The sequence below is a fragment of the Bradyrhizobium sp. 192 genome, assembly GCF_023100965.1.
GTDB classification, from domain to species: Bacteria; Pseudomonadota; Alphaproteobacteria; order Rhizobiales; family Xanthobacteraceae; genus Bradyrhizobium; species Bradyrhizobium symbiodeficiens.
Window position 1 is genome coordinate 5,380,160 of sequence record NZ_CP064690.1, and the last position, 19,108, is coordinate 5,399,267.

A 19,108-nucleotide genomic window follows, 5' to 3' on the forward strand; every position below is an offset into this window, starting at 1 on the left:
CCATCAGTTGATCAGGCCAGCGTGCACCATGGCACTGCGCACGGCAACGCGGGTCGGCTCGGAGACCGGCACCATCGGCAGGCGCAGCGTCTCGTCGAGCTTGCCGAGCAGCGACATCGCGTACTTGATCGGCGCCGGGTTGCTCTCGATGAAGAGGTTGTTGTGCAGCGGCATCAGCTTGTCGTGGATCGCGAGCGCCGCCTTGGCGTCGCCCTTCGCCCAGGCCGCCTGGAACTCCGAGCACAGGCGCGGCGCGACGTTCGAGGTCACCGAGATGCAGCCATGGCCGCCATGCGCCATGTAGCCGAGGATGGTGGCGTCCTCGCCGGAGAGCTGGTTGAAATCCTCGCCCATCGCCGCACGCTGCTGCGACACGCGCACCATGCTGGCGGTGGCGTCCTTGACGCCGGCGATGTTCTTCAGCTCCCACAGCCGCGTCATGGTGTCGACCGACATGTCGATTACCGATCGCGGCGGGATGTTGTAGATGATGATCGGAATGCCGATCGCGTCGTTGATGGCCTTGAAGTGCTGGTACATGCCTTCCTGGGTCGGCTTGTTGTAGTAGGGCGTCACCACCAGCACGGCATCCGCGCCCGCCTTCTCGGCGTGCTGGGCGAGTTCGATCGCCTCCTTGGTCGAGTTGGAGCCGGCGCCGGCAACGACGGGCACGCGACCCTTGGCTTCAGCGATGCACCATTCGACCACCTTCTTGTGCTCGTCATGGCTGAGCGTCGGGCTCTCGCCGGTGGTGCCGACCGGGACCAGGCCGTTGGTGCCTTCCGAAATCTGCCAGTTGACCAAGGACCGGAAAGCCGCCTCGTCCAGCGAGCCGTTCTTGAACGGCGTGACCAAGGCGGTGAACGACCCCCGGAATTTCGTCTTGGCTGCCATGGACTTCCTCCGTACGCGGCTATCTCTTGAGCAAGCCCTTTCATATCGGGTCTATCCCGCCGGTAAAAGGCCCGCTTCCGTGTGACGCACCGTTTAGGCCGCGATTTTGCCGCGGTGGTGGTGCAAACCGGGCGAAGGTAAGCGGCTGTTGGTATTTTGTCCGCATATTCAATCAAATACAGCTGGATCTTGTACAGGTAGGTCTTGGGCCAGTTGACTGATTCGGGGCAACGAAACGCCGTGACCTCATTCCCTCGTGCCGCTTGGCGATCCACCGGCCTGATCCTGTCCCTGATGGCAGGGCTGACGGTCGGCTGCGCCGCCCTGGCCAAGTCCAATGAGACGACCGCGGAAGCGGGCAAGGACACCGCGAAGCCAGCCGCCAAGAACACCACCAAGAATACCACCAAGAATACTGCCAAGGACGCTGCGAAGGGCGCGTCCAAGGGAACCGGCAAGGAAACTGCGAAAGACGCGGCCAAAGGGGCGAGCAAGGGTGCCGCCGGCGCTCCGGCCAAGGACGCCGCGAAGAAGCCGGCCAAGGAGACTGGCAAGGACGCCGGCAAGAGCGCCGCAAAAGAGCCCGCGAAGGACAAGCCCAAGCCTGCCGCAGCGGCAGCTCGGTCGAAATCGCATCCGGCCGCCAGCGCCTCGCCGCCGAAAACCGCACCCGCGCCGGCCGTGACGGCCACCGTCAGACCTTCCGCCCCCGCCGCCAGGCCGGCCGCAGCGCCCGTGCTGGCTCCGGCGACCCGCCAGCATGCCGCGCCGCGCAAGCCGGTCATCCCGGCCGCTGTCGCGGCGACCTCCTCGACGCCGCAGGGTGACAAGGACGCCCTCGAGAGCGTCATCGAGCTCGTGCGCAAGCGCAAGGCGGGTGACGCCAGCGACGTCGCAGCAGGCATCTCGGATCCGGTCGCGCGAAAACTCGCGGAATGGATCATCCTGCGCAGCGAGGACAATGGCGCGACCGTGGAGCGCTACCGCGCCTTCCTTTCCGCCAATCCGAGCTGGCCGTCGCAGACCTTCCTGCGCCGGCGCCTCGAGGCCGCGATGTGGGACGACAGGCGCGACGAGTCCGTCGCGTGGTCGTGGTTCGAGAACGAATCTCCCGTGTCCGCCAAGGGCCGTTTCGCGCTCGCCAAGGCGATGCTGGCGCGCGGCGACCGCGCCAATGCCGAACGGCTGGTGCGCGAGGCGTGGCGCAGCGATCCGATGTCGGAGGACACCGAGAACAACGTGCTCGACCAGTTCGGCGCACTGCTGACGCCGGGCGACCAGAAGGCGCGGATGGACACCCTGCTCTACGGCAGCGAGAACGAAGCCGCGATGCGCGCCGCAAAGCGCCTGGGCGCCGGCTATGTCGCGCTCGCCAGGGCCCGCATCGCCGCGGTCAAGAAGGCGCCGAACGCGCGCGCGCTGCTCGACGCCGTGCCCCGCGAGCTGCACAACGACCCCGGCTTCATCTTCAGCAAGATCCAGTTGCTGCGCCGCGAGGAGAAATTCGCCGAGGCAGCACAGCTCATGCTTTCGGCGCCGAAGGATCCGGGTCGCCTCCACAATCTCGACGAATGGTGGATCGAGCGGCGTCTCCTGGCGCGCAAGATGATCGACACTGAGGAATTCCGCAGCGCCTATCTGATCGCGCGCGACGCCGCACTGCCCTCGCGCGACATCTACAAGACCGAGCAGGAGTTCACGGCCGGGTGGATCGCGTTGCGCTTCCTCAACGACCCCGCAGCCGCCACCCAGCATTTTGCCCGCATCGGCGTCGGCAGCGTCAATCCGACCGCGCTGGCGCGTGCCGGCTACTGGCAGGGCCGCGCCGCGGAAGCGGCGGGGCGCCAGCAAGAAGCGCGCAACGCCTATGCCCGCGCCGCCGAACAGTCGACCAGCTATTACGGCCAGCTCGCCCGGGCCAAGCTCGGCCTGCCGCAGATCGAGCTCAACAGCCAGCCGCGCGGCCGTGGCGCCGAACGGCTGGAGATCGTGCGCGCCGCGCAACTGCTCTACGAGCTCGACGAGCGCGAGATGGCGATACCGCTGCTGGCCGACATGGGCGAGAACGGCGATCCCGAAGCGCTCGCCGGCCTCGGCGAGCTGGCCCAGCGCTACAACGATGCGCGCGGCATGCTGCTGCTCGGCAAGGCCGCACTCAATCGCGGCCTTCCGTTCGATTTCTACGCCTACCCCGTCAACGGCATTCCGCAGTTCACGCCGATCGGTCCCGAAGTCGAGCGCAGCATCGTCTATGCGATCGCCCGCCAGGAGAGCGCGTTCAACCCCCGTGTGGTCTCACCGGCACAGGCCTACGGCCTGATGCAGGTGACGCCCGACGCTGCGCGCTATGTCTGCAAGCGGCACGGTGCGACTTACGATCTGGGGCGGCTGAAGAACGATTCGGTCTACAACGCCACGCTCGGCTCGGCCGAACTCGGCGGACTGCTCGAGGATTATCGCGGCTCCTACATCATGACCTTCGCCGCCTACAATGCCGGCCGCGGCAGCGTGAGGAAGTGGGTCGAGCGCTACGGCGATCCGCGCGACCCCAAGGTCGACGCGGTCGACTGGGTCGAGCTGATTCCGTTCTCCGAGACGCGCAATTATGTGCAGCGGATCATGGAGAACCTGCAGGTCTACCGGGCCCGCTTCGGCGGCGGCACGCGCCTGCAGATCGAGGCCGATCTGCGCCGCGGCGCCGGCAGCGTGGAATAGCGGCGCCGTCTCTCTCGTTCGAAGGCATGCCCCGCGCGATCGCCAAATATGCCTGGATTAGGTGAGAGGCTCCATGCCCGCCTTGGTCGCGTCCGTCTGGGGAGAGATCTTGGCTATCCCGGGCAACAAGACGACGAGGAAAGCCGGGAAAGACGTTGCCGCCGTCCGCTCTCGCTCTCGTCTTCATGTCGATCGTGCCGTTGAGCGCCCACCACGAAAGTCGAAGCCAAAACAAGCAACGGTCCCAAGCCACGGTCCAGAATTGCCGAAACGCTCTTGGCTTCGCGACCTTCGACGAGTGCCAGAGCAACAGGGGTGGCTCAGCGTTGAGAGCTCCTGCTACCACCGTGCCCTGGACATGAAACCGGACGGTCGCGGTTCAGAATGCGAGAGGCCGCCTCGTTTGGCGGCTTCTTTCGTATCGAACGCCGGCGCAAAGTCCATCGCTGCGACCTTTGGCGAACCTTGGCGAGCCTCGCTTGGCGCCCTTCCCCCGCTCGCCCGCCAGAAGACCATACAAAAATGGAAGAGCCCCGGCGGTTTCCCGCCGGGGCTCTCTGTCAGGTCGTTAGACCGAACTTACCAGTTGCGCTGAGCGCGGAGCAGCAGCGTGAAGCTGTCCTGATCCTTGAGCTCGTACGCAGCGACCGGCTTGGCCAGCGCAGCGCTGGCGCCAGCACCGGTGACCGTCCCTGCAGCGTACTTCAGGTCCAGATGGGTCCAGTTGAAGTCAGCCGAGAAGGTCAGGTTCTTGACGGGGGTCCAGCGGGTGATGAGGCCCAGCTGAGCGATGTTGTAGTCCGGGTTGCAGGCACCCGAAGCAATGCCGAGAGCAACCGACACCGTGCCGCCCACGCCGCACATCGCGGTCTTGGCTGCGCCGCTGTAGCGGACGCCAGCGTAAGCACCGTAGAGCGCCGTGTTCCAGTACGGATCCCAGTTGTGGGTGAACGCACCGCGCATACCCCAGGTCTGGACCAGCTCCAAGCCGCCGCCGGCTACGAAGACCGCATCAGGCGCGAAGGCAATGCCGAGGCTCTGATACGCACCACCGAGGCCCGTGCTGCCGTAGCTCGTCCAAGCACCAGCGCCACCGGCGAGGTCCTGGATGTTGTAGCGGGTCGCACCGTCAGTGTAGACGCCCTGGATGTTGATCGTGTCACCCGCGCCAGTCGGGATGTTCTTGATCGACAGAGCCAGCTGAGCCGCCCAACCCCACTTGTCGCCGGGATGACCGGTGACTTCAGTGGCGCCGTAGTAGCCAGCATGGTTGTCATGAGCCGCAACCGACGCCTGGAAGAGGCCCCAGGCCTGGTCAACACGAACCATCGCAACGAGGTCGGGCGAACGGCTTCCGCCGATGTCGCTGGTGCCGTAGCCGAAGGTACCGGGGGTGCCGAGGTTGTTGATACCCGCCTGATAGTACTGGACCTGATCCTGCGCCGAGAAAGCCGCCGTCACGCCCTGACCGAAGTCAGCGGTGTAGGTGAACTGATTGACACCGGTGACCGTACCACCACCACCGACGAGACCGTCGAAGTTGTTGCCGGGATAGTTGGTCCAGGGAGCGGAGAACTGGGAGACCGCCTTACCCATCGTGAAGCCAGCGAACTGGATGAAGGCGTAGTACACGCCGAGCGCACCACCTGCCACCGAGCCGCTGCCCGACGTGCCGGCAGGAGCCGAGTCGTACGCGGTCGTGCCGCCACCGGTGTAGCCGCCGGTCGTCCACGAGAAGGTCGCATCGAAGAACGTGCGGACCACGCCGTATTCGGTCGCGGTACGGGTATCGATGTTGAGGTCTTGGCGAGACCGCATGGTGTAGTAGTTGCTCAGGCGGTTGTGCGCGCCACCAGCACCGCTGAAATTGCCGTTGTAGACGCTGTTGGTGCCCAGCGCGACTTCAGCGCGCAGGTAACCACCCAGCTTGATGCAAGTGTCGGTGCCCGGGATGTAGTAGAAACCCGCGCCGTACAGCGAGCAGATCTTCACGTATTCGACCGCTTTGGCCTTCACGGGGAGATCGGCTGCCTGCGCTCCGCCCACGGCGATCAGACCCGCCGCTGAGCCGAGCAAAAGGCTCTTAACCAACTTCATGTTAAACCTCCAAGTTGCTCTTCAGGGAAGGTCACTGACCGGACGGCCAATTCCCCAACCCCCTTTAAATCACCGCTTCGGGCTCCTTCGCGTCTTCGGACACACCCGCATGAACGCGAGGGACTTAAGCGAATTGACCTAAACGGGACGACCTCGGGATGCCCCCCTCCGTCGCTCAGTCACAATTACCGAACGCCCTTGCACACACAACAAGAGAACGCTCCGAAACGGGCCTGAGAAGCTGGTTTTCCGACGGGTGTTGCACAAATAACACGCAGATGTGATCAAGCCGCCTCCGCAATGCATTGTTTTTACTAACATTTTCGACGCGGTTCCATCTGTCATCAAAATTCCCCACTTAAGGCGCCGCGGGCGAGATCCTGGCCGGGAGAGGCTTTGACGCACTCGAATCGTGGAATCACAGGGAGACTCAAGCAGCGTCGACCTGCTCTCCGCCTTCCCGGCCTGATGCAGGCACGGCCCTGAGATGCGCGACGCACACCGCCTGCGGATAGCGGAGGTTATGGGGCGGGCTGGCGGAGACGACAAGATTCGAACCTTCGACCGCCCCGCCCGAATCCTTGATTCTTCCAGAAAATTCAGCCTCTTACGCGAGCGCAATGGTTGTCATGGGCGAAACCGTCCCTGGACGCTCGAGCTCGGCGCCCATTCTCGCAGCGTTACGGTCATGCTCCGGGAGCAAATTGCCTTGTTGCGAAAATCGCTGGGAATATTCGAACGAAAACACGCGCTTCCAAATTGACCAGCCCAAGCAATTAGATGCATAAGGCTCGCATCGGAGAGGTGGCCGAGTGGCTGAAGGCAACGCTTTGCTAAAGCGTCATACGGTCTCAAGCTGTATCGAGGGTTCGAATCCCTCCCTCTCCGCCACCAGCAGCAGAATCAATCAAGGCCTGTGCGTTCTTTCACCTGAAGGCAGTCCTGAGGGCTGGTGTGAAAGCCTGCCGCAAGGATCGGCGCCCCGAACTCAGCTCGATTCGCACCTTATATGTGTGGGTATGTGCTTGCGTCTGCGTCTAGCGGTGGAACCGCCAGATCCGCCAATGCGAGGGCGAAATCAGCACCGCCTCGCCGGCCCAGACATTGTACCAGACGCCGGATCTGCGCCGGCACGGAAACGACCAGGGCAGAATCCCCGTTTTGTGCGGACGTCCGAGTTCCAGATCGCACTCATCGGGAGCGATCTGAATCGGCAGCCATCGTTCATCGGTGTCGGGCCCGCTCATGCCGCACGGGTCTTATGTCGCGGCACGACGTAAAAACTTGATTCAGCGCAATCACGCCCACCCGTGCGAACACGGGTGCGGATGCGATGCTCGGTTCAGTGCGTGGAGACCCACGCCCTCGCCTCGCGCTGGGCGGCCGAGATCTCGGCCTCCGACATCTGCCCGGCGACTTCCTGGCGCAGCGTCACGGCGTCCTTGCGGCCCTTCAGGGCGGCGAGGTTGAACCATTTGTGCGCGGCGACGAGATCGACGAGCCCGGACCGGCCGCTCGCCCAATAGATCCCGCGCTCGAACAACACGTCCGACAATGCGGTCGCGTCGATCGGCGTTGCCGTCTCCAGATCGAAAGTACCCTGAAACATAACGCATCCCCTTTTTTCTTGTGCCTTGCTCCCCCGAGCGCGGCTCCCGTCCAACTCTAATGTGCATGACCCTTTCCGGGACCCTGCACTGTTCAACTCATCCCTTAGTCTTCTTGCTCAAGGCCGTTTGCCGGCTTGTTGGAGGTGATGATGGCGGGCAAATTTGAATGGCAGTTTAAGCATCGCGATGAAGCAGACGTAAACGCGACCTCGCGGCGCCGGCGCGCAGAATTCAAGAAGTCCCTGAATTGCAGGCACTTCTGCGATTCATCAGATTTGGTTTACCCTGGAATTTTGGGACATCGATAACCATCGCGCGCGGTGGGACGCATGCTGTGGCGTTCCCGAGCGCTATCGGCACCCGCGCCGGCCACTGTCCAGGCTTTCGCCGGGCCCATCGTCTGGAGCGCCGAAGCTTCAGCGAAGGCGGCAGGCGGATGACGGCATTCAGGAGACAGCCATGTCGCACGAGCAGCCGCGGCGGACTCGATCGCCCGGTCGACGCCTGGCGATGACAGCGCGAATGGCGGAAGCGGCGCGCGAGCAGCGCACAATCGGGCCGCAGCCTTCACCAGCCCAAGGGAGAGCGGCCAGCGCAACGATCACGCCGTGGTCGGATCAGCAATGTGGGGAAAAGGAATGCCGGCAATACCCCGGCCTCAGGAGAACGAGGGCGTCGGCGAACACGTCAGGACCAGATTCCACTTTGACCGCGAGGCTACTCGTGAAATTGCAGAACCGGAGAACCGGCCCCGCACCGAACGAAGAAAACTCGTTTCTTCTGCCGGACCGCAAAACAGAACGGTCCGACCGTTGACCTGATGTCTCGCCGACACCCTCTATCGTCGACCAGAACCTCCAGGAGGCGCTGATGACGTGCCGGCTCTCGAGGAGCCGGCAACTTCAGAAGCGAAGTTACTTCTTCTTGGCGACCTTGCGGGTCTTCTTCGCAGTCTTCTTCACTGCGCTCTTCGCCTTCTTCGCCTTCTTTGCCTTCTTAGCTTTCTTGGCCATGTTGCCCTCCGATGTGTGAGATGGCTTAATCGCTGCATGCATTCGGGGATCGAGTGCACACTCATCCCGAATACACCAACACAACGAAAAAAACAGCGTCTCGCTTAAAGAAGTGTTGACGACGCAAAGCGCGTGCGCTTGGCGAGCGCGATGCAAGCACGCTGCATCATGCGTTTGCACGATCGCGCGGAGTGCCCGCATCGTCGATGTCTGCGAGAGATGCGATTGCAGAAAACTCTATGCAGCAAGTATTTTTCTGCACGCGCGTATCGCGCTCGATCGACCCGTCGGTGCGCATGGTGACGGTCGAGATCACCTTGCAAAGGCGTTTCGCGGACTCTGAGTCGCGATTTTTGGCAACGAAAATATTTTCATGATTAATGGCGCGAGCGCTCGTCGGAGCGTCTGCGAGCCGCCGTTTTGCGCGAATCGCGTGACAGCGATTCGGCCGCGGCGTCGCCATCGATGGGATGAAGTTTACCGCCGAGAATGCGCGCGAGCGTCGCAGCCGAGGAACGAAACCGCGGTGACGAACTTATCCGTCACCTCGTTCGAACGTGCGAGGTCAGACGCCGAGCTTCGACTTCAGCAGGTCGTTGACGCTCTGCGGGTTGGCCTTGCCGCCGGACGCCTTCATCACCTGGCCGACGAACCAGCCGAGCGACTGCGGCTTGTCCTTGACCTGCGCGGCCTTGTCGGGATTGGCCGCGATGATGTCGTCGACAACCTTTCCGATCGCCGAAAGATCGGTGACCTGCTTCATGCCGCGGCTTTCGACCAGCGCGCGGGGATCGCCGCCCTCCTGCCAGACGATCTCGAACAGATCCTTGGCGATCTTGCCCGAGATCGTGCCCTCGCCGATCAGGTCGACGATGCCCGAGAGTTGCTCGGCGCTCACCGGAGAGTCCGTAATATCCCGGCCTTCCTTGTTGAGACGGCCGAACAGCTCGTTGATCACCCAGTTCGCCGCCATCTTGCCGTCGCGCGCGCGGTTGCCGAGCTTGTCGAGCACCGTCTCGTAGAACACCGCGCTCTCGCGCTCGGCGACCAGCACGCTCGCATCATAGGCCGAGAGGCCGAGATCGGCGACGAAACGCGTCTTCTTCTGGTCCGGCAGCTCCGGCAGCTTCGCCTTCAGCTCGTCGACGAATTGCTGGCTGAACTCCAGCGGCAGCAGGTCGGGATCGGGGAAGTAGCGATAATCGTGCGCCTCTTCCTTGGACCGCATTGAACGCGTCTCGCCCTTGTTGGGATCGAACCGGCGCGTCTCCTGCTCGATCTGACCGCCGTCCTCCAGGATCTCGATCTGGCGCCGCGCTTCATACTCGATCGCCTGGCCGATGAAGGTGATCGAGTTCATGTTCTTGATTTCGCAGCGGGTGCCCAGCGGCGCGCCGGGCTTGCGCACGGACACATTGACGTCGGCGCGCAAGGATCCCTTCTCCATGTCGCCGTCGCAGGTGCCGAGGTAGCGCATGATCGAGCGCAGCTTGGTGACATAGGCCTTGGCCTGCTCGGCGTCGCGGATGTCCGGCTTCGAGACGATCTCCATCAGCGCCACGCCACAGCGGTTGAAATCGATGTAGGACAGCGACGGCGATCGGTCGTGCAGCATCTTGCCGGGATCCTGCTCCAGATGCAGCCGCTCGATGCCGATGGAGACACTGCGGCCGCCGTCGAGATCGACGATCACCTCGCCCTCGCCCACCACAGGCGACTTGTACTGGCTGATCTGGTAGCCCTGCGGCAGGTCCGGATAGAAATAGTTCTTGCGGTCGAACACCGAGCGCAGGTTGATCTGCGCGTTGAGACCGAGCCCGGTCCGGACAGCCTGCCTGACGCATTCCTCGTTGATGACGGGCAGCATGCCCGGCATCGCCGCATCGACCAGCGATACCTGCGAGTTCGGCTCGCCGCCGAACGCGGTGGACGCGCCGGAGAACAGTTTCGACTTCGACGTCACCTGGGCATGGATCTCCATGCCGATGACCACCTCCCAGTCACCTGTGGCGCCCTTGAGAAGCTTGTGCGTGGCCGTGCTCATGTCGTGCTCCCGAGCAGCGTGGCAGCGATCCGCTCCCACTCCGCTTCCAATGAATCCTTTGCAGCGGGCTGGCCGGCCTGGCGGTACCAGTAGCCGGCATTACCGAGATCTCCTTCGACGCGGTGCAGGTAGGCATGCACCCAGGCGGCGTCACGGCTGTTGTCGTCCTGGACGATCCTGTGCGCCTGGTCCCAATCGCCCTTGGCGGCCCACCAGAGACCTGCGAGCGGCGCGTTCAGCCCAGGCGCGGGCGCCGCGCCGTCGAGGCTCGCGATGAACGCGGCGGCATTCACCACCACCTCGCGGGCGTGAAGCGGCCGGCGGCCTGCTCGATCACCTCGCCGAGCGAGAACAGCGTCTCCTCCTCGAACGGACGGCCGATCAATTGCAGGCCGAGCGGCAGGCCCTGCGCGTCCTTGCCGGCGGGCACGGCGATGCCGGGCAGGCCCGCCATGTTCACGGTCACCGTGAAGATGTCGTTGAGATACATCTCGACCGGATCCGCGCCGCCCTTCTCGCCGATGCCGAAGGCCGCCGACGGTGTCGCCGGGGTCAGGATCGCGTCGACGCCCCGCGCGAAGCAATCCTCGAAATCCTTCTTGATCAGCGTGCGCACCTTCTGCGCCCGCAGATAATAGGCATCGTAATAGCCGGCCGAGAGCACATAGGTGCCGATCATGACGCGGCGGCGGACCTCCGCACCGAACCCCTCGGCGCGGGTGTTCTCGTAGAGCTCGTTGATGTTCTTGCCCTGCTCGCGCAGGCCATAGCGGACGCCGTCATAGCGCGCGAGGTTCGAGGACGCCTCCGCCGGCGCCACGATGTAATAGGCCGGCAGTGCGTATTTGGTGTGCGGCAGCGAGACGTCGACGAGTTCGGCGCCGGCCGCCTTCAGCCAGGCCGCGCCCTCGCTCCAGAGTTTTTCGATCTCGGCCGGCATGCCGTCGAGACGATATTCCCGGGGGATGCCGATCTTCATGCCCTTCACGGATTTGCCGATCGCGGCCTCGTAATCCGGCACGGGGATGTCGACCGAGGTCGTGTCCTTGGGATCATGACCGGCCATCGAGCGCAGCAGCATCGCGCTGTCGCGGACGCTGCGTGCGATCGGACCCGCCTGGTCGAGCGAGGAGGCAAAGGCGACGATGCCCCAGCGCGAGCAGCGGCCATAGGTCGGCTTGATGCCGACGGTCGCTGTGAATGCCGCCGGCTGACGGATCGAGCCGCCGGTGTCGGTCGCGGTCGCACCCATGCAGAGCAGCGCCGCCACGGCCGAGGCCGAGCCGCCGGACGAACCGCCCGGCACCAGCGTCGTGTTGCTTCCTTCGCGCCGCCAGGGATTGCCGACCGGACCGAAGCACGAGGTCTCGTTGGCCGAGCCCATCGCGAACTCGTCATTGTTGAGCTTGCCGAGCATCACCGCACCGTCGCGCCACAGCTGCGAGGTGATGGTGGACTCGTAGGTCGGCACGAAATTACCGAGGATCTTCGAGCACGCCGTGGTGCGCACGCCCCTGGTCGCGAACAGATCCTTGATGCCGAGCGGGATGCCGGCGAGCGGACCGGCATCGCCCTTGGCGATCTTCCCGTCCACGGCCCGCGCCATGTCGCGCGCCTGCTCCGGCGTCTCCATCACGAAGGCATTGAGCACCCGCGCTGCCTCGATCGCGCTCAGATGCGCATCGGTCAGTTCGAGGGACGTGAAAGTCTTGGCCGCGAGACCCTTGCGGGCCTCGGCGAGCGTCAGCGATGTCAAATCGGTCATTTATTGATCGGGCTGCAGAAGAACGGAGACAGGGTCTTGTCGTTGGCCGGGTCGTCTTTTTTCTTGGCGGCGGCGTTCGCGGCAGCCTCGATCTCGTCGAGCACGGCATTGACGGCGACGTTGGGATCGGCAGCCTTGCCCTGCCGCTCCATCTTGTCGAGATAGTTCATGTAGGCCTGATAGGCCTTCTCGTCGTCGCAAAGCATGCACATGACACGGGTCCTAAAAACTACTCGACGACCTTCGGCACCAGAAAGAAGTGGCCTTCGGTCGCAGGCGCGTTGGCAACGATATCGTCGGCGATCTCGCCGTCATCGACCACGTCCTGCCGCTTCTTCATCTGCATCGGGGTGACCGAGGTCATGGGCTCCACGCCCTCGACATTGACCTCCGAGAGTTGCTCGACAAAGGCGAGCATAGCGTTGAGCTCGCCCTGCAGATGCGGAACCTCGCCCTCGGAAACCGCAATGCGCGCCAGATGCGCGATGCGGCGGACGGTAGCGGCGTCGACGGACATTATATAAGGCCTCTCACGGCAAAACCTATGTGCCGTATAGCAGAGGCCGGTTTTGCGCCGCAACCGGGTGACTGGCCTTAGCCAGCCAGCGCCTTCATCCGGGCCAGAGCGGATTTGGCAAAATCCCGGGTCAATTCGGCCGCGGGGACCTCGCGGCCCAGCGCCACGGCCTGGCCGGCCCAGAGATTGGTGAAATCCACCCTGCCCTGCTTCTCGGCAGCCGCTTTCAGCGGCCCCAGCGCGGTCGCCGCATGGGGGAACGGCGGTGCGTCCGGCGAGATCGGACCGGCCTCGCGCATCAGGCGGTTCTGGACGCCGCGCGCCGGGCGCCCGGTCATGACATTGGTGATCACGGTGGAATCGTCCCGCGCTTCAGCCAGCGCCTTGCGGCCTCCCGGCGAGACCTTGGATTCCGGACAGCGCAAGTAAGCGCTGCCGATCTGCACACCGGAGGCGCCGAGCGCGAAGGCGGCGGCGATGCCGCGTCCATCCGCGATGCCACCGGCCGCGATCACCGGCACCTTCACGGCATCGGCGACCTGCGGCACCAGCGCAAACGTGCCGGGCTGCTCGGAGATCTTGTCGGTCAGGAACATGCCGCGATGGCCGCCCGCCTCGGCGCCTTGCGCAATGACGGCATCGACGCCGTGCTGTTCGAGCCAGACGGCCTCCCTCACCGTTGTCGCCGACGAGATGACGAGGCAGCCGGCCGCCTTGACGCGCGTGAGCAGCGCCTGCTCCGGCAGGCCGAAATGGAAGCTGACGATTTCGGGCTTCAGCTCCTCGACGACCTCGCAGAAGGCAGCGTCGAAAGGCGCGCGGTTCGCCGCAGAGATCGGCGCTGCGGGATCTAGACCATGCTCGGTGTAATAGCCCGTGAGCCGCTGCTTCCAGCGCGCCTCGGCCTCGGTCGAAAGATCAACCGGCGTATGGCAGAAGAAGTTCATGTTCACCGGCGCCTTCACGCGCAGGCGAATGATGTTGACCTGCTCGCGCGCCTTCTCCGGCGACAGCATCGCACTCGGCAGCGAGCCGAGCCCACCGCCCTCCGCCACGGCGATCACCAGTTCCGCATCCATCACGCCGGCCATCGGCGCCAGCACGATCGGAAATTCGGTCTTGAAGAGGTCGATCAGTCGACGGTCAGGCCACATGGTTGTTCTCTCTAGATTCGGGCGACGGACGCGATGGAGTTGCGGCGGCCGGCAAGAAGCTGCTCCGCTTCAACCGCAATCCGACCGACGATCTCGGCTGCCGGTGGAATATCATGGATCAGTCCGACCGCCTCGCCCGCGATGACGGCCGCGACGTCGAAATTTCCGGCGGCTTTTGCCGCCGTATATTCCGCCGCGACTGCGGCGACATTCTGCATCAGCTCGACTTCGCGGCCGATCCAGCGCCGGGCGTGATCATTGACCAGGCATCGGCCGGTAAACGGCGCCGGCCAGACATTGTTACGGGAGAGATCGAAGATGATGCCGCGCAACGTCGAACCGCTGTTCGCCGCGCAGATGCGCCGCTTGGCCTCCTCCGCACCGTCAGCCTCCACGCTCGCATAGAAGCGCGTGCCGAGCAGCACGCCGCTCGCGCCCAGCATCATCATGGCGGCGAGCCCGCGCCCGTCGGCAATGCCGCCGGCAGCGACCACCGGCACGCCCGCGGCAAGATCGACGATCGCAGGCACGAGATCGACCGTGGTGCGGGAGGCGCCGTGACCGCCCGCCTCCGTTCCCTGCGCGATCAGAATATCGGCGCCGGCATCGAGCGCCTGTCGCGCCATCGCTTCGTCCTGAACCTGGCAGATCAGACGCGCGCCGGCTGACTTGATCCTGGCTGCGAACGGCGCGGGATCGCCAAACGACAACATGATCGCCGAAGGCTTTGCCGCCAGCGCGAGGTCGAGAAGCTCGGGCCGCTTGGCAAGGCTCCATGTGATGAAGCCGATCCCGAACGGCGCGGACAGGGAGGCGAGCTTCGCCGTCTCCTGCTCCAGCCAAATCCTCTCGCCATAGCCGCCGCCCAGAATGCCAAAGCCGCCGGCACAGCTCACCGCCGCGACCAGACGGCTGCCCGCGATGACATCCATCGGCGCCAGCAGGACGGGATGGCTGATCTCAAGCAGCGTGGTCAGCGATGTCGCGATCGGCATGGCTCTTTCCTGATCTGGACAGCGAGACTAGGTCCGACTAGCATTCTCGGAAAATGAATTGTAGCGAACGCTGCCATCTGAAAAACGAAACGACATCATGGAACTCGGCGACCTCAAGACCTTTGCCGCAGTTGCCCGCAGCGGTGGCATCACCCGCGCTGCGGAAGAGCTGAACACCGTGCAATCCAACGTCACCCAGCGCGTCAAGGCGCTGGAGGCGGAGATCGGCACGCCGCTGTTCGAACGCCACAGCCGCGGCATGACACTGACCGGCGCCGGCAAGCGCCTTTTGCCTTACGCGCAACGGATGGCCGCGCTCTCGCGCGAGGCCGTGCTGGCCGCGCGCGACGACGGCGAGCCGAAGGGACCGCTTGCGATCGGCTCGATGGAGACGACCGCGGCGGTGCGGCTGCCGCCGCTGCTCGCCGATTTCCACCGCCGCTGTCCCGCCGTGCGCCTTTCCTTGCGTACCGCACCGACCGCCGACCTCGTCGCAAGCGTGCTCGAAGGTGCGCTCGATGGTGCCTTCGTCGCAGGGCCGATCGCCCACGACGACCTCACTGCGACGAGCGCCTTCCGCGAGGAGCTGGTGCTGGTCAGCGCGCGGCGCTGGGCTTCGCTTGCCGAGCTGCGCGCCGGCACGCCGGAGTCCGGCCCGACCGCGCTGGTGTTCCGCACCGGCTGCACCTACCGCCAGCGCCTCGAGCAGATCTTCGTCGAGTTCGGCTGGCCTTCCGCTGCGCGCTTCGAGCTCGGCACGCTCGACGGTATGATCGGCTGCGTCGCCGCCGACATGGGCGTGACGTTGCTGCCGCGCGCAGTCGTCGAACGCAGCGCGATGAATGGCACCGTCTCGATCCACACCCTCAGCGCTTCGCATGCCCGGGTCGAGACACTCTTCATCCAGCGTCGCGCCGGACATCAATCCAGCGCACTGGCCGGCTTTGCCGCTTGCCTGAAAACCGACGCGGACGTCATCGCAGCCTGACGCGGTGACGCCGCGTCAGGCCGCGCCGTTCTAGAGTCGAATGTCTTCATAGGACTCGATCCGCCGCGGACCGACCGAGGTCGCCTCGTGCGAATCCGCATCAGCGAGATTGCCGAAGTCGAGCCTGGTCAATTTCGCGAGGTCCGCGATCGAGACCTGGAAGACGCTGACATCCTCCTCCGACATCTTCTCGCGCAGATCCACCTCCTGGATGCGATCGATGTCCATGATCAGCTTTCGCTGGCTCATCAGGAATGCCGCCGCCTTGAGCGCGTCGTCGTCCTCGTTGCGCCGGATCAGGATCTTCCAGAAATATTTCGGGATTTGAACGCCGCCGAAGCTCGGATCCTTGTGCGGCCGCCCGGCCGGATTGGGCAGATCGGAGCCATCGGCATCCGGCCCGTCGAACACCGGACCGTTCATGACGATGCCCTTCGCCTCGCCTCCGAGCAGGACATCGCGGGTGTAATCCTCCAGTCCCGCCCAGACTTGCTTGCCCTGGTTGAACGAGAAGAACTGGGGTGAGCAATTGGTGAAGTGGAAGGAATCGTCACCATGCTGCTTGGCCGCGGCGACGGTGTCGCCCCAGGTCGCGTCCAGACGGCGCACGAGGTGGCCGCGGTCGAACGGGTTCTTGCTGCGGTCCGCCTCGAGGGTCGCCTGCTTGCGGTAGAACTCGTTGCCGATCTGGGCATCGTCATCGATGCGCGGATCGCGCAGCCAGGAATCGCCCTCGCGCTTGCCGACGTCCTGTTGCTGCCCGCCGTCGATATTGACACAGCTGAAGAAGGCGAGCCGGCGCGCCTTGTTCATGACGACGCTGTAGTTGAAATATTTCAGCTCGGACTGCTTTGAATTCCCCTTGAGCGTCGCGATCTCGGATTTGAGAGCGGTTGGAATCTTCGGCAAGGGCACCGAGAATTTCCCGGTGCCGAGAAAATTCGCCTTGTATCCGGGGCGCGATTTCAGCGTGCTCTGATCGATATGCACGGCCTCCATCGGCAGGCCGTTCGCACTGAGGTTTGACGGGAGGCGGGACGGCGGAACGAGCAACGGCTTGCCGCCGTTCTGCATGCCGCCGTTCGGGCCTCCGCCGTTGCTCCCCGCGGGAACCGGCAGGGGTGCCGGCGGCGCGAACGGAATGTCCTTCCTGAATGTCGGCAACGGCACGCGGATCGGGACCACCAGCGAGGTCCCGTCCAGGGACTGCTCGACCCAGAAATTGGCGCCGAAAGCGGGCGCGGCGACCGGCGGCCGGGCGTTCTCGACCTCGAGCCGGACCGGCGGCTCTTCCTCATCCAGCACCGGCTTGATCAGGGGATGCGAGCCGACGGCGACCTTGAGATCGGCGACGATCGCGCTGATCCGGATGCCTTCATTGGCGATCCAGTCGATCAGCGACTCGTCCATCGACGCTTTCCACACCTTGCCATCCTTGGTCAGGGTGCGGCCCTGCCCATCCTTCCGGGGCACGCCGCTGTGATGCAGCGCGACCACCTGCCAGAAGCGGTTGAATGCCGGCGAGCCCGACGAGCCCGACGTCGTGTCGGTGTTGTACCAGAGGAAGTCGCCGACATATTTGAGCAACTTGTTCTCGCGGACGCAGACCTGCTTCATCTGCCCGCTGGGATGCTGGACGATGGTGAGGTACTCGCCGGGATCTGCCTTGCCGGGCGCGCCGCTGAGCGGCAACCATCCGAAGTCCTCGAGCTTCTCCCCGCCCGACAGTGAGGTCGGTGCCACCGCGACGATCGAGAAATCCAGCCTGTCATTTGTGTAGAAGAATTTGCCCGGCTCGAAGCCGAACCGCACCGGCACACGCTCCTGCCCCGCGATGTCGAGCTCGTAGTTGAAATCGGCGATCGAATTGGCGGCGTCGGCCGGCTTGCCAAAGACATGATGGTTCGTCAGCAGCAGGCCCGGCCCGATCAGAAAGCCCGAGCCGTAGCCGAGCAGGTTCGACTTGAGATCCCTGAGCTGAATGCGGCAGACCGAGCGCGAGGCGCCAGTCCCCTTGGCGAGATAGTTGATGCTGTCGAGATCATTGCCCTGGATGATCCGCTCCAGGCCGATCTCGGCCTTCTCCACGTCCTGCGTCTCGGCCAGCAGCTGGCGCTGGCGCACGCGCATCTTTTCGACGGTCATCTCGATCGGACCGTCGCCCAGTTTCCGGTTCAAGGCTTCAGGTGAGAATTCGGCTTGCTTGAATCGCCGCTCTGAGCCCGCGATCAGGCTTGGCTTGATGAGCATTGTGACCTCTCAAATGACGGGGCGAAAATGATTGGGCGAATATGGGGCGTGGTCGGGGCGCTTAAGAAATTGCGCCAAGGTTGCAGCGCCGGCCTGAATTGCCGTTCGCTGCCGATCGTTCCGGAAATCGGGGCAATCGCCCCGCACTACTTTAGACTTGCAAAACTACCGTGACGCAACCAGAACGTCAATCGACGCGCGCAGCCGGAGCCGCGGCATCATGCCATGGCCTGCGCGTTCACTTGTGTGAGATTTGCCACAAATCGCCCGATGCAAATGTGCGTCACGATTTCGCGCGCGTCCGCTGCCGTCGGACGATCTACCGCTTCAGCCGCCATCGCCGCAGCGCCACGACGGCCCAGATCGCTTCGACCAGACCGAACGGCCAGGCGCCCTGCAGAAAGCCGTAAGCCGAACCGAGCGCGCAGGACGCGGCGAACAGCAGAACGAACCAATGGCTGCGATCTTCCAGGGCGTAGCTGATCAGCATCGCCGTGACGGCGAACAGGCCGAATAATGTCAGTGCATCCATGTTCCGGGTTCACTCCGCGGCGCCACGCGTGATATGCGCTACGTCATGCCCGCTCTTATCCTGCCCCTCGTCGATGCTGCAACCCACTGGCCCGCGCGCGGCGCGCTGGTCGGGCTCGACCTCGGCACCAAGACCATCGGCGTTGCCGTATCCAACGCGGACCGTCGGCTCGCAACCGGAGTCGAGACGATCCAGCGCAAGGCGTTCAAGCACGACGCGGCCCGGTTGCTGGCGATCGCGGCCGAACGCAAGGTGGTCGGCTTCGTGCTCGGCCTGCCCATCAACATGGACGGCAGCGAGGGTCCGCGCGCGCAATCCACCCGCGCCTTCGCCCGCAATTTTGCCGGCCTCACACCCCTCCCCATCGGCCTGTGGGACGAGCGCCTCTCGACTGCGGCGGTCGAGCGCGAGCTGATCGGCATGGATGTCAGCCGCGCCAAGCGCGCCGAGGTGATCGACGAGCACGCCGCGATCTTCATCCTGCAGGGTGCGCTCGACCGCCTCGCCAATCTCCGTCCAGGAGCTGCCTGACCG

16 protein-coding genes and 1 tRNA gene are annotated in these 19,108 nt (G+C 64.4%); 4 read left to right on the forward strand and 13 right to left on the reverse strand.

The features are described 5' to 3' along the window. Positions 1–3: 3 nt before the first annotated feature. A complete protein-coding gene (gene dapA / locus IVB24_RS24905) occupies positions 4–894 on the reverse strand; it encodes a 4-hydroxy-tetrahydrodipicolinate synthase (RefSeq protein WP_094977553.1) in 891 nt (296 codons plus the stop codon). 294 nt (positions 895–1,188) lie between these two features. Between dapA and IVB24_RS24910 the strand changes: the two genes are divergently transcribed. Then, complete coding sequence (locus IVB24_RS24910; RefSeq protein ID WP_247774167.1) at positions 1,189–3,609, forward strand: lytic transglycosylase domain-containing protein; 2,421 nt, start codon at positions 1,189–1,191, stop codon at positions 3,607–3,609. Positions 3,610–4,188: 579 nt separating this feature from the next. On the opposite strand, the gene IVB24_RS24915 is transcribed toward IVB24_RS24910, so the two are convergent. After that, positions 4,189–5,706, reverse strand: a complete 1,518-nt coding sequence (locus tag IVB24_RS24915; protein WP_247769378.1) for a porin — start codon at positions 5,704–5,706, stop codon at positions 4,189–4,191. Between the two features lie 798 nt (positions 5,707–6,504). On the opposite strand from IVB24_RS24915, the gene IVB24_RS24920 reads away from it, so the two are divergent. After that, positions 6,505–6,597 (forward strand) — tRNA-Ser (locus IVB24_RS24920). A 146-nt stretch (positions 6,598–6,743) separates the two neighbouring features. Here the strand turns inward: IVB24_RS24920 and IVB24_RS24925 are convergent. The 9 genes from IVB24_RS24925 to IVB24_RS24965 all read right to left on the reverse strand — a co-directional run bounded on the left by IVB24_RS24925 (position 6,744) and on the right by IVB24_RS24965 (position 14,804). Continuing rightward, on the reverse strand, positions 6,744–6,953 hold the full coding sequence (locus IVB24_RS24925) for a hypothetical protein (protein WP_140480049.1): 210 nt from the start codon (positions 6,951–6,953) through the stop codon (positions 6,744–6,746). Positions 6,954–7,048: 95 nt separating this feature from the next. Beyond that, on the reverse strand, positions 7,049–7,315 hold the full coding sequence (locus tag IVB24_RS24930; protein WP_094977549.1) for a hypothetical protein: 267 nt from the start codon (positions 7,313–7,315) through the stop codon (positions 7,049–7,051). 1,579 nt (positions 7,316–8,894) lie between these two features. Next, positions 8,895–10,373 carry an Asp-tRNA(Asn)/Glu-tRNA(Gln) amidotransferase subunit GatB gene (gene gatB, locus IVB24_RS24935; RefSeq protein WP_247769380.1) on the reverse strand — a complete coding sequence of 493 codons (1,479 nt, stop codon included), beginning with the start codon at positions 10,371–10,373 and terminating at the stop codon, positions 8,895–8,897. Next, positions 10,370–10,672 (reverse strand): hypothetical protein, encoded by a 303-nt coding sequence (locus tag IVB24_RS24940; RefSeq protein ID WP_247769381.1) that lies wholly within the window; start codon positions 10,670–10,672, stop codon positions 10,370–10,372. Before IVB24_RS24940 ends, gatB begins: the two co-directional genes overlap by 4 nt. Beyond that, entirely contained in the window at positions 10,663–12,138 is a 1,476-nt protein-coding gene (gene gatA / locus IVB24_RS24945; RefSeq protein WP_247769383.1) for an Asp-tRNA(Asn)/Glu-tRNA(Gln) amidotransferase subunit GatA, read from the reverse strand. The genes IVB24_RS24940 and gatA overlap by 10 nt, the downstream gene beginning before the upstream one ends. Beyond that, a complete protein-coding gene (locus IVB24_RS24950) occupies positions 12,135–12,350 on the reverse strand; it encodes a hypothetical protein (RefSeq protein ID WP_014494728.1) in 216 nt (71 codons plus the stop codon). Before IVB24_RS24950 ends, gatA begins: the two co-directional genes overlap by 4 nt. A 17-nt stretch (positions 12,351–12,367) precedes the next feature. Beyond that, positions 12,368–12,655 (reverse strand): Asp-tRNA(Asn)/Glu-tRNA(Gln) amidotransferase subunit GatC, encoded by a 288-nt coding sequence (gene gatC / locus IVB24_RS24955; RefSeq protein ID WP_028143922.1) that lies wholly within the window; start codon positions 12,653–12,655, stop codon positions 12,368–12,370. Between the two features lie 77 nt (positions 12,656–12,732). Continuing rightward, on the reverse strand, positions 12,733–13,809 hold the full coding sequence (locus IVB24_RS24960) for a nitronate monooxygenase family protein (protein WP_247769384.1): 1,077 nt from the start codon (positions 13,807–13,809) through the stop codon (positions 12,733–12,735). An 11-nt stretch (positions 13,810–13,820) separates the two neighbouring features. Next, complete coding sequence (locus tag IVB24_RS24965) at positions 13,821–14,804, reverse strand: nitronate monooxygenase (protein ID WP_247769385.1); 984 nt, start codon at positions 14,802–14,804, stop codon at positions 13,821–13,823. Between the two features lie 97 nt (positions 14,805–14,901). On the opposite strand from IVB24_RS24965, the gene IVB24_RS24970 reads away from it, so the two are divergent. Continuing rightward, on the forward strand, positions 14,902–15,792 hold the full coding sequence (locus IVB24_RS24970) for a LysR family transcriptional regulator (protein WP_247769386.1): 891 nt from the start codon (positions 14,902–14,904) through the stop codon (positions 15,790–15,792). Between the two features lie 30 nt (positions 15,793–15,822). Here the strand turns inward: IVB24_RS24970 and IVB24_RS24975 are convergent, their stop codons facing one another. Together IVB24_RS24975 and IVB24_RS24980 are read right to left on the reverse strand one after the other, a co-directional pair. After that, on the reverse strand, positions 15,823–18,042 hold the full coding sequence (locus tag IVB24_RS24975; protein ID WP_247769387.1) for a DNA/RNA non-specific endonuclease: 2,220 nt from the start codon (positions 18,040–18,042) through the stop codon (positions 15,823–15,825). A gap of 319 nt (positions 18,043–18,361) precedes the next feature. Next, complete coding sequence (locus IVB24_RS24980) at positions 18,362–18,574, reverse strand: hypothetical protein (RefSeq protein ID WP_247769388.1); 213 nt, start codon at positions 18,572–18,574, stop codon at positions 18,362–18,364. A 45-nt stretch (positions 18,575–18,619) separates the two neighbouring features. Here IVB24_RS24980 and ruvX point away from each other — a divergent pair, with 45 nt between their 5' ends. Then, positions 18,620–19,105, forward strand: a complete 486-nt coding sequence (gene ruvX, locus IVB24_RS24985; protein WP_094977858.1) for a Holliday junction resolvase RuvX — start codon at positions 18,620–18,622, stop codon at positions 19,103–19,105. Positions 19,106–19,108 lie beyond the last annotated feature (3 nt).

What these genes read in the sequence shown, in the direction of transcription:
- dapA (WP_094977553.1), bottom strand. Translation starts at nt 894, where the DNA reads ATGGCAGCCAAGACGAAATTCCGGGGGTCGTTCACCGCCTTGGTCACG.
- IVB24_RS24910 (WP_247774167.1), top strand. Translation starts at nt 1,189, where the DNA reads ATGGCAGGGCTGACGGTCGGCTGCGCCGCCCTGGCCAAGTCCAATGAG.
- IVB24_RS24915 (WP_247769378.1), bottom strand. Translation starts at nt 5,706, where the DNA reads ATGAAGTTGGTTAAGAGCCTTTTGCTCGGCTCAGCGGCGGGTCTGATC.
- IVB24_RS24925 (WP_140480049.1), bottom strand. Translation starts at nt 6,953, where the DNA reads ATGAGCGGGCCCGACACCGATGAACGATGGCTGCCGATTCAGATCGCT.
- IVB24_RS24930 (WP_094977549.1), bottom strand. Translation starts at nt 7,315, where the DNA reads ATGTTTCAGGGTACTTTCGATCTGGAGACGGCAACGCCGATCGACGCG.
- gatB (WP_247769380.1), bottom strand. Translation starts at nt 10,373, where the DNA reads ATGAGCACGGCCACGCACAAGCTTCTCAAGGGCGCCACAGGTGACTGG.
- gatA (WP_247769383.1), bottom strand. Translation starts at nt 12,138, where the DNA reads ATGACCGATTTGACATCGCTGACGCTCGCCGAGGCCCGCAAGGGTCTC.
- IVB24_RS24950 (WP_014494728.1), bottom strand. Translation starts at nt 12,350, where the DNA reads ATGTGCATGCTTTGCGACGACGAGAAGGCCTATCAGGCCTACATGAAC.
- gatC (WP_028143922.1), bottom strand. Translation starts at nt 12,655, where the DNA reads ATGTCCGTCGACGCCGCTACCGTCCGCCGCATCGCGCATCTGGCGCGC.
- IVB24_RS24960 (WP_247769384.1), bottom strand. Translation starts at nt 13,809, where the DNA reads ATGTGGCCTGACCGTCGACTGATCGACCTCTTCAAGACCGAATTTCCG.
- IVB24_RS24965 (WP_247769385.1), bottom strand. Translation starts at nt 14,804, where the DNA reads ATGCCGATCGCGACATCGCTGACCACGCTGCTTGAGATCAGCCATCCC.
- IVB24_RS24970 (WP_247769386.1), top strand. Translation starts at nt 14,902, where the DNA reads ATGGAACTCGGCGACCTCAAGACCTTTGCCGCAGTTGCCCGCAGCGGT.
- IVB24_RS24975 (WP_247769387.1), bottom strand. Translation starts at nt 18,042, where the DNA reads ATGCTCATCAAGCCAAGCCTGATCGCGGGCTCAGAGCGGCGATTCAAG.
- IVB24_RS24980 (WP_247769388.1), bottom strand. Translation starts at nt 18,574, where the DNA reads ATGGATGCACTGACATTATTCGGCCTGTTCGCCGTCACGGCGATGCTG.
- ruvX (WP_094977858.1), top strand. Translation starts at nt 18,620, where the DNA reads ATGCCCGCTCTTATCCTGCCCCTCGTCGATGCTGCAACCCACTGGCCC.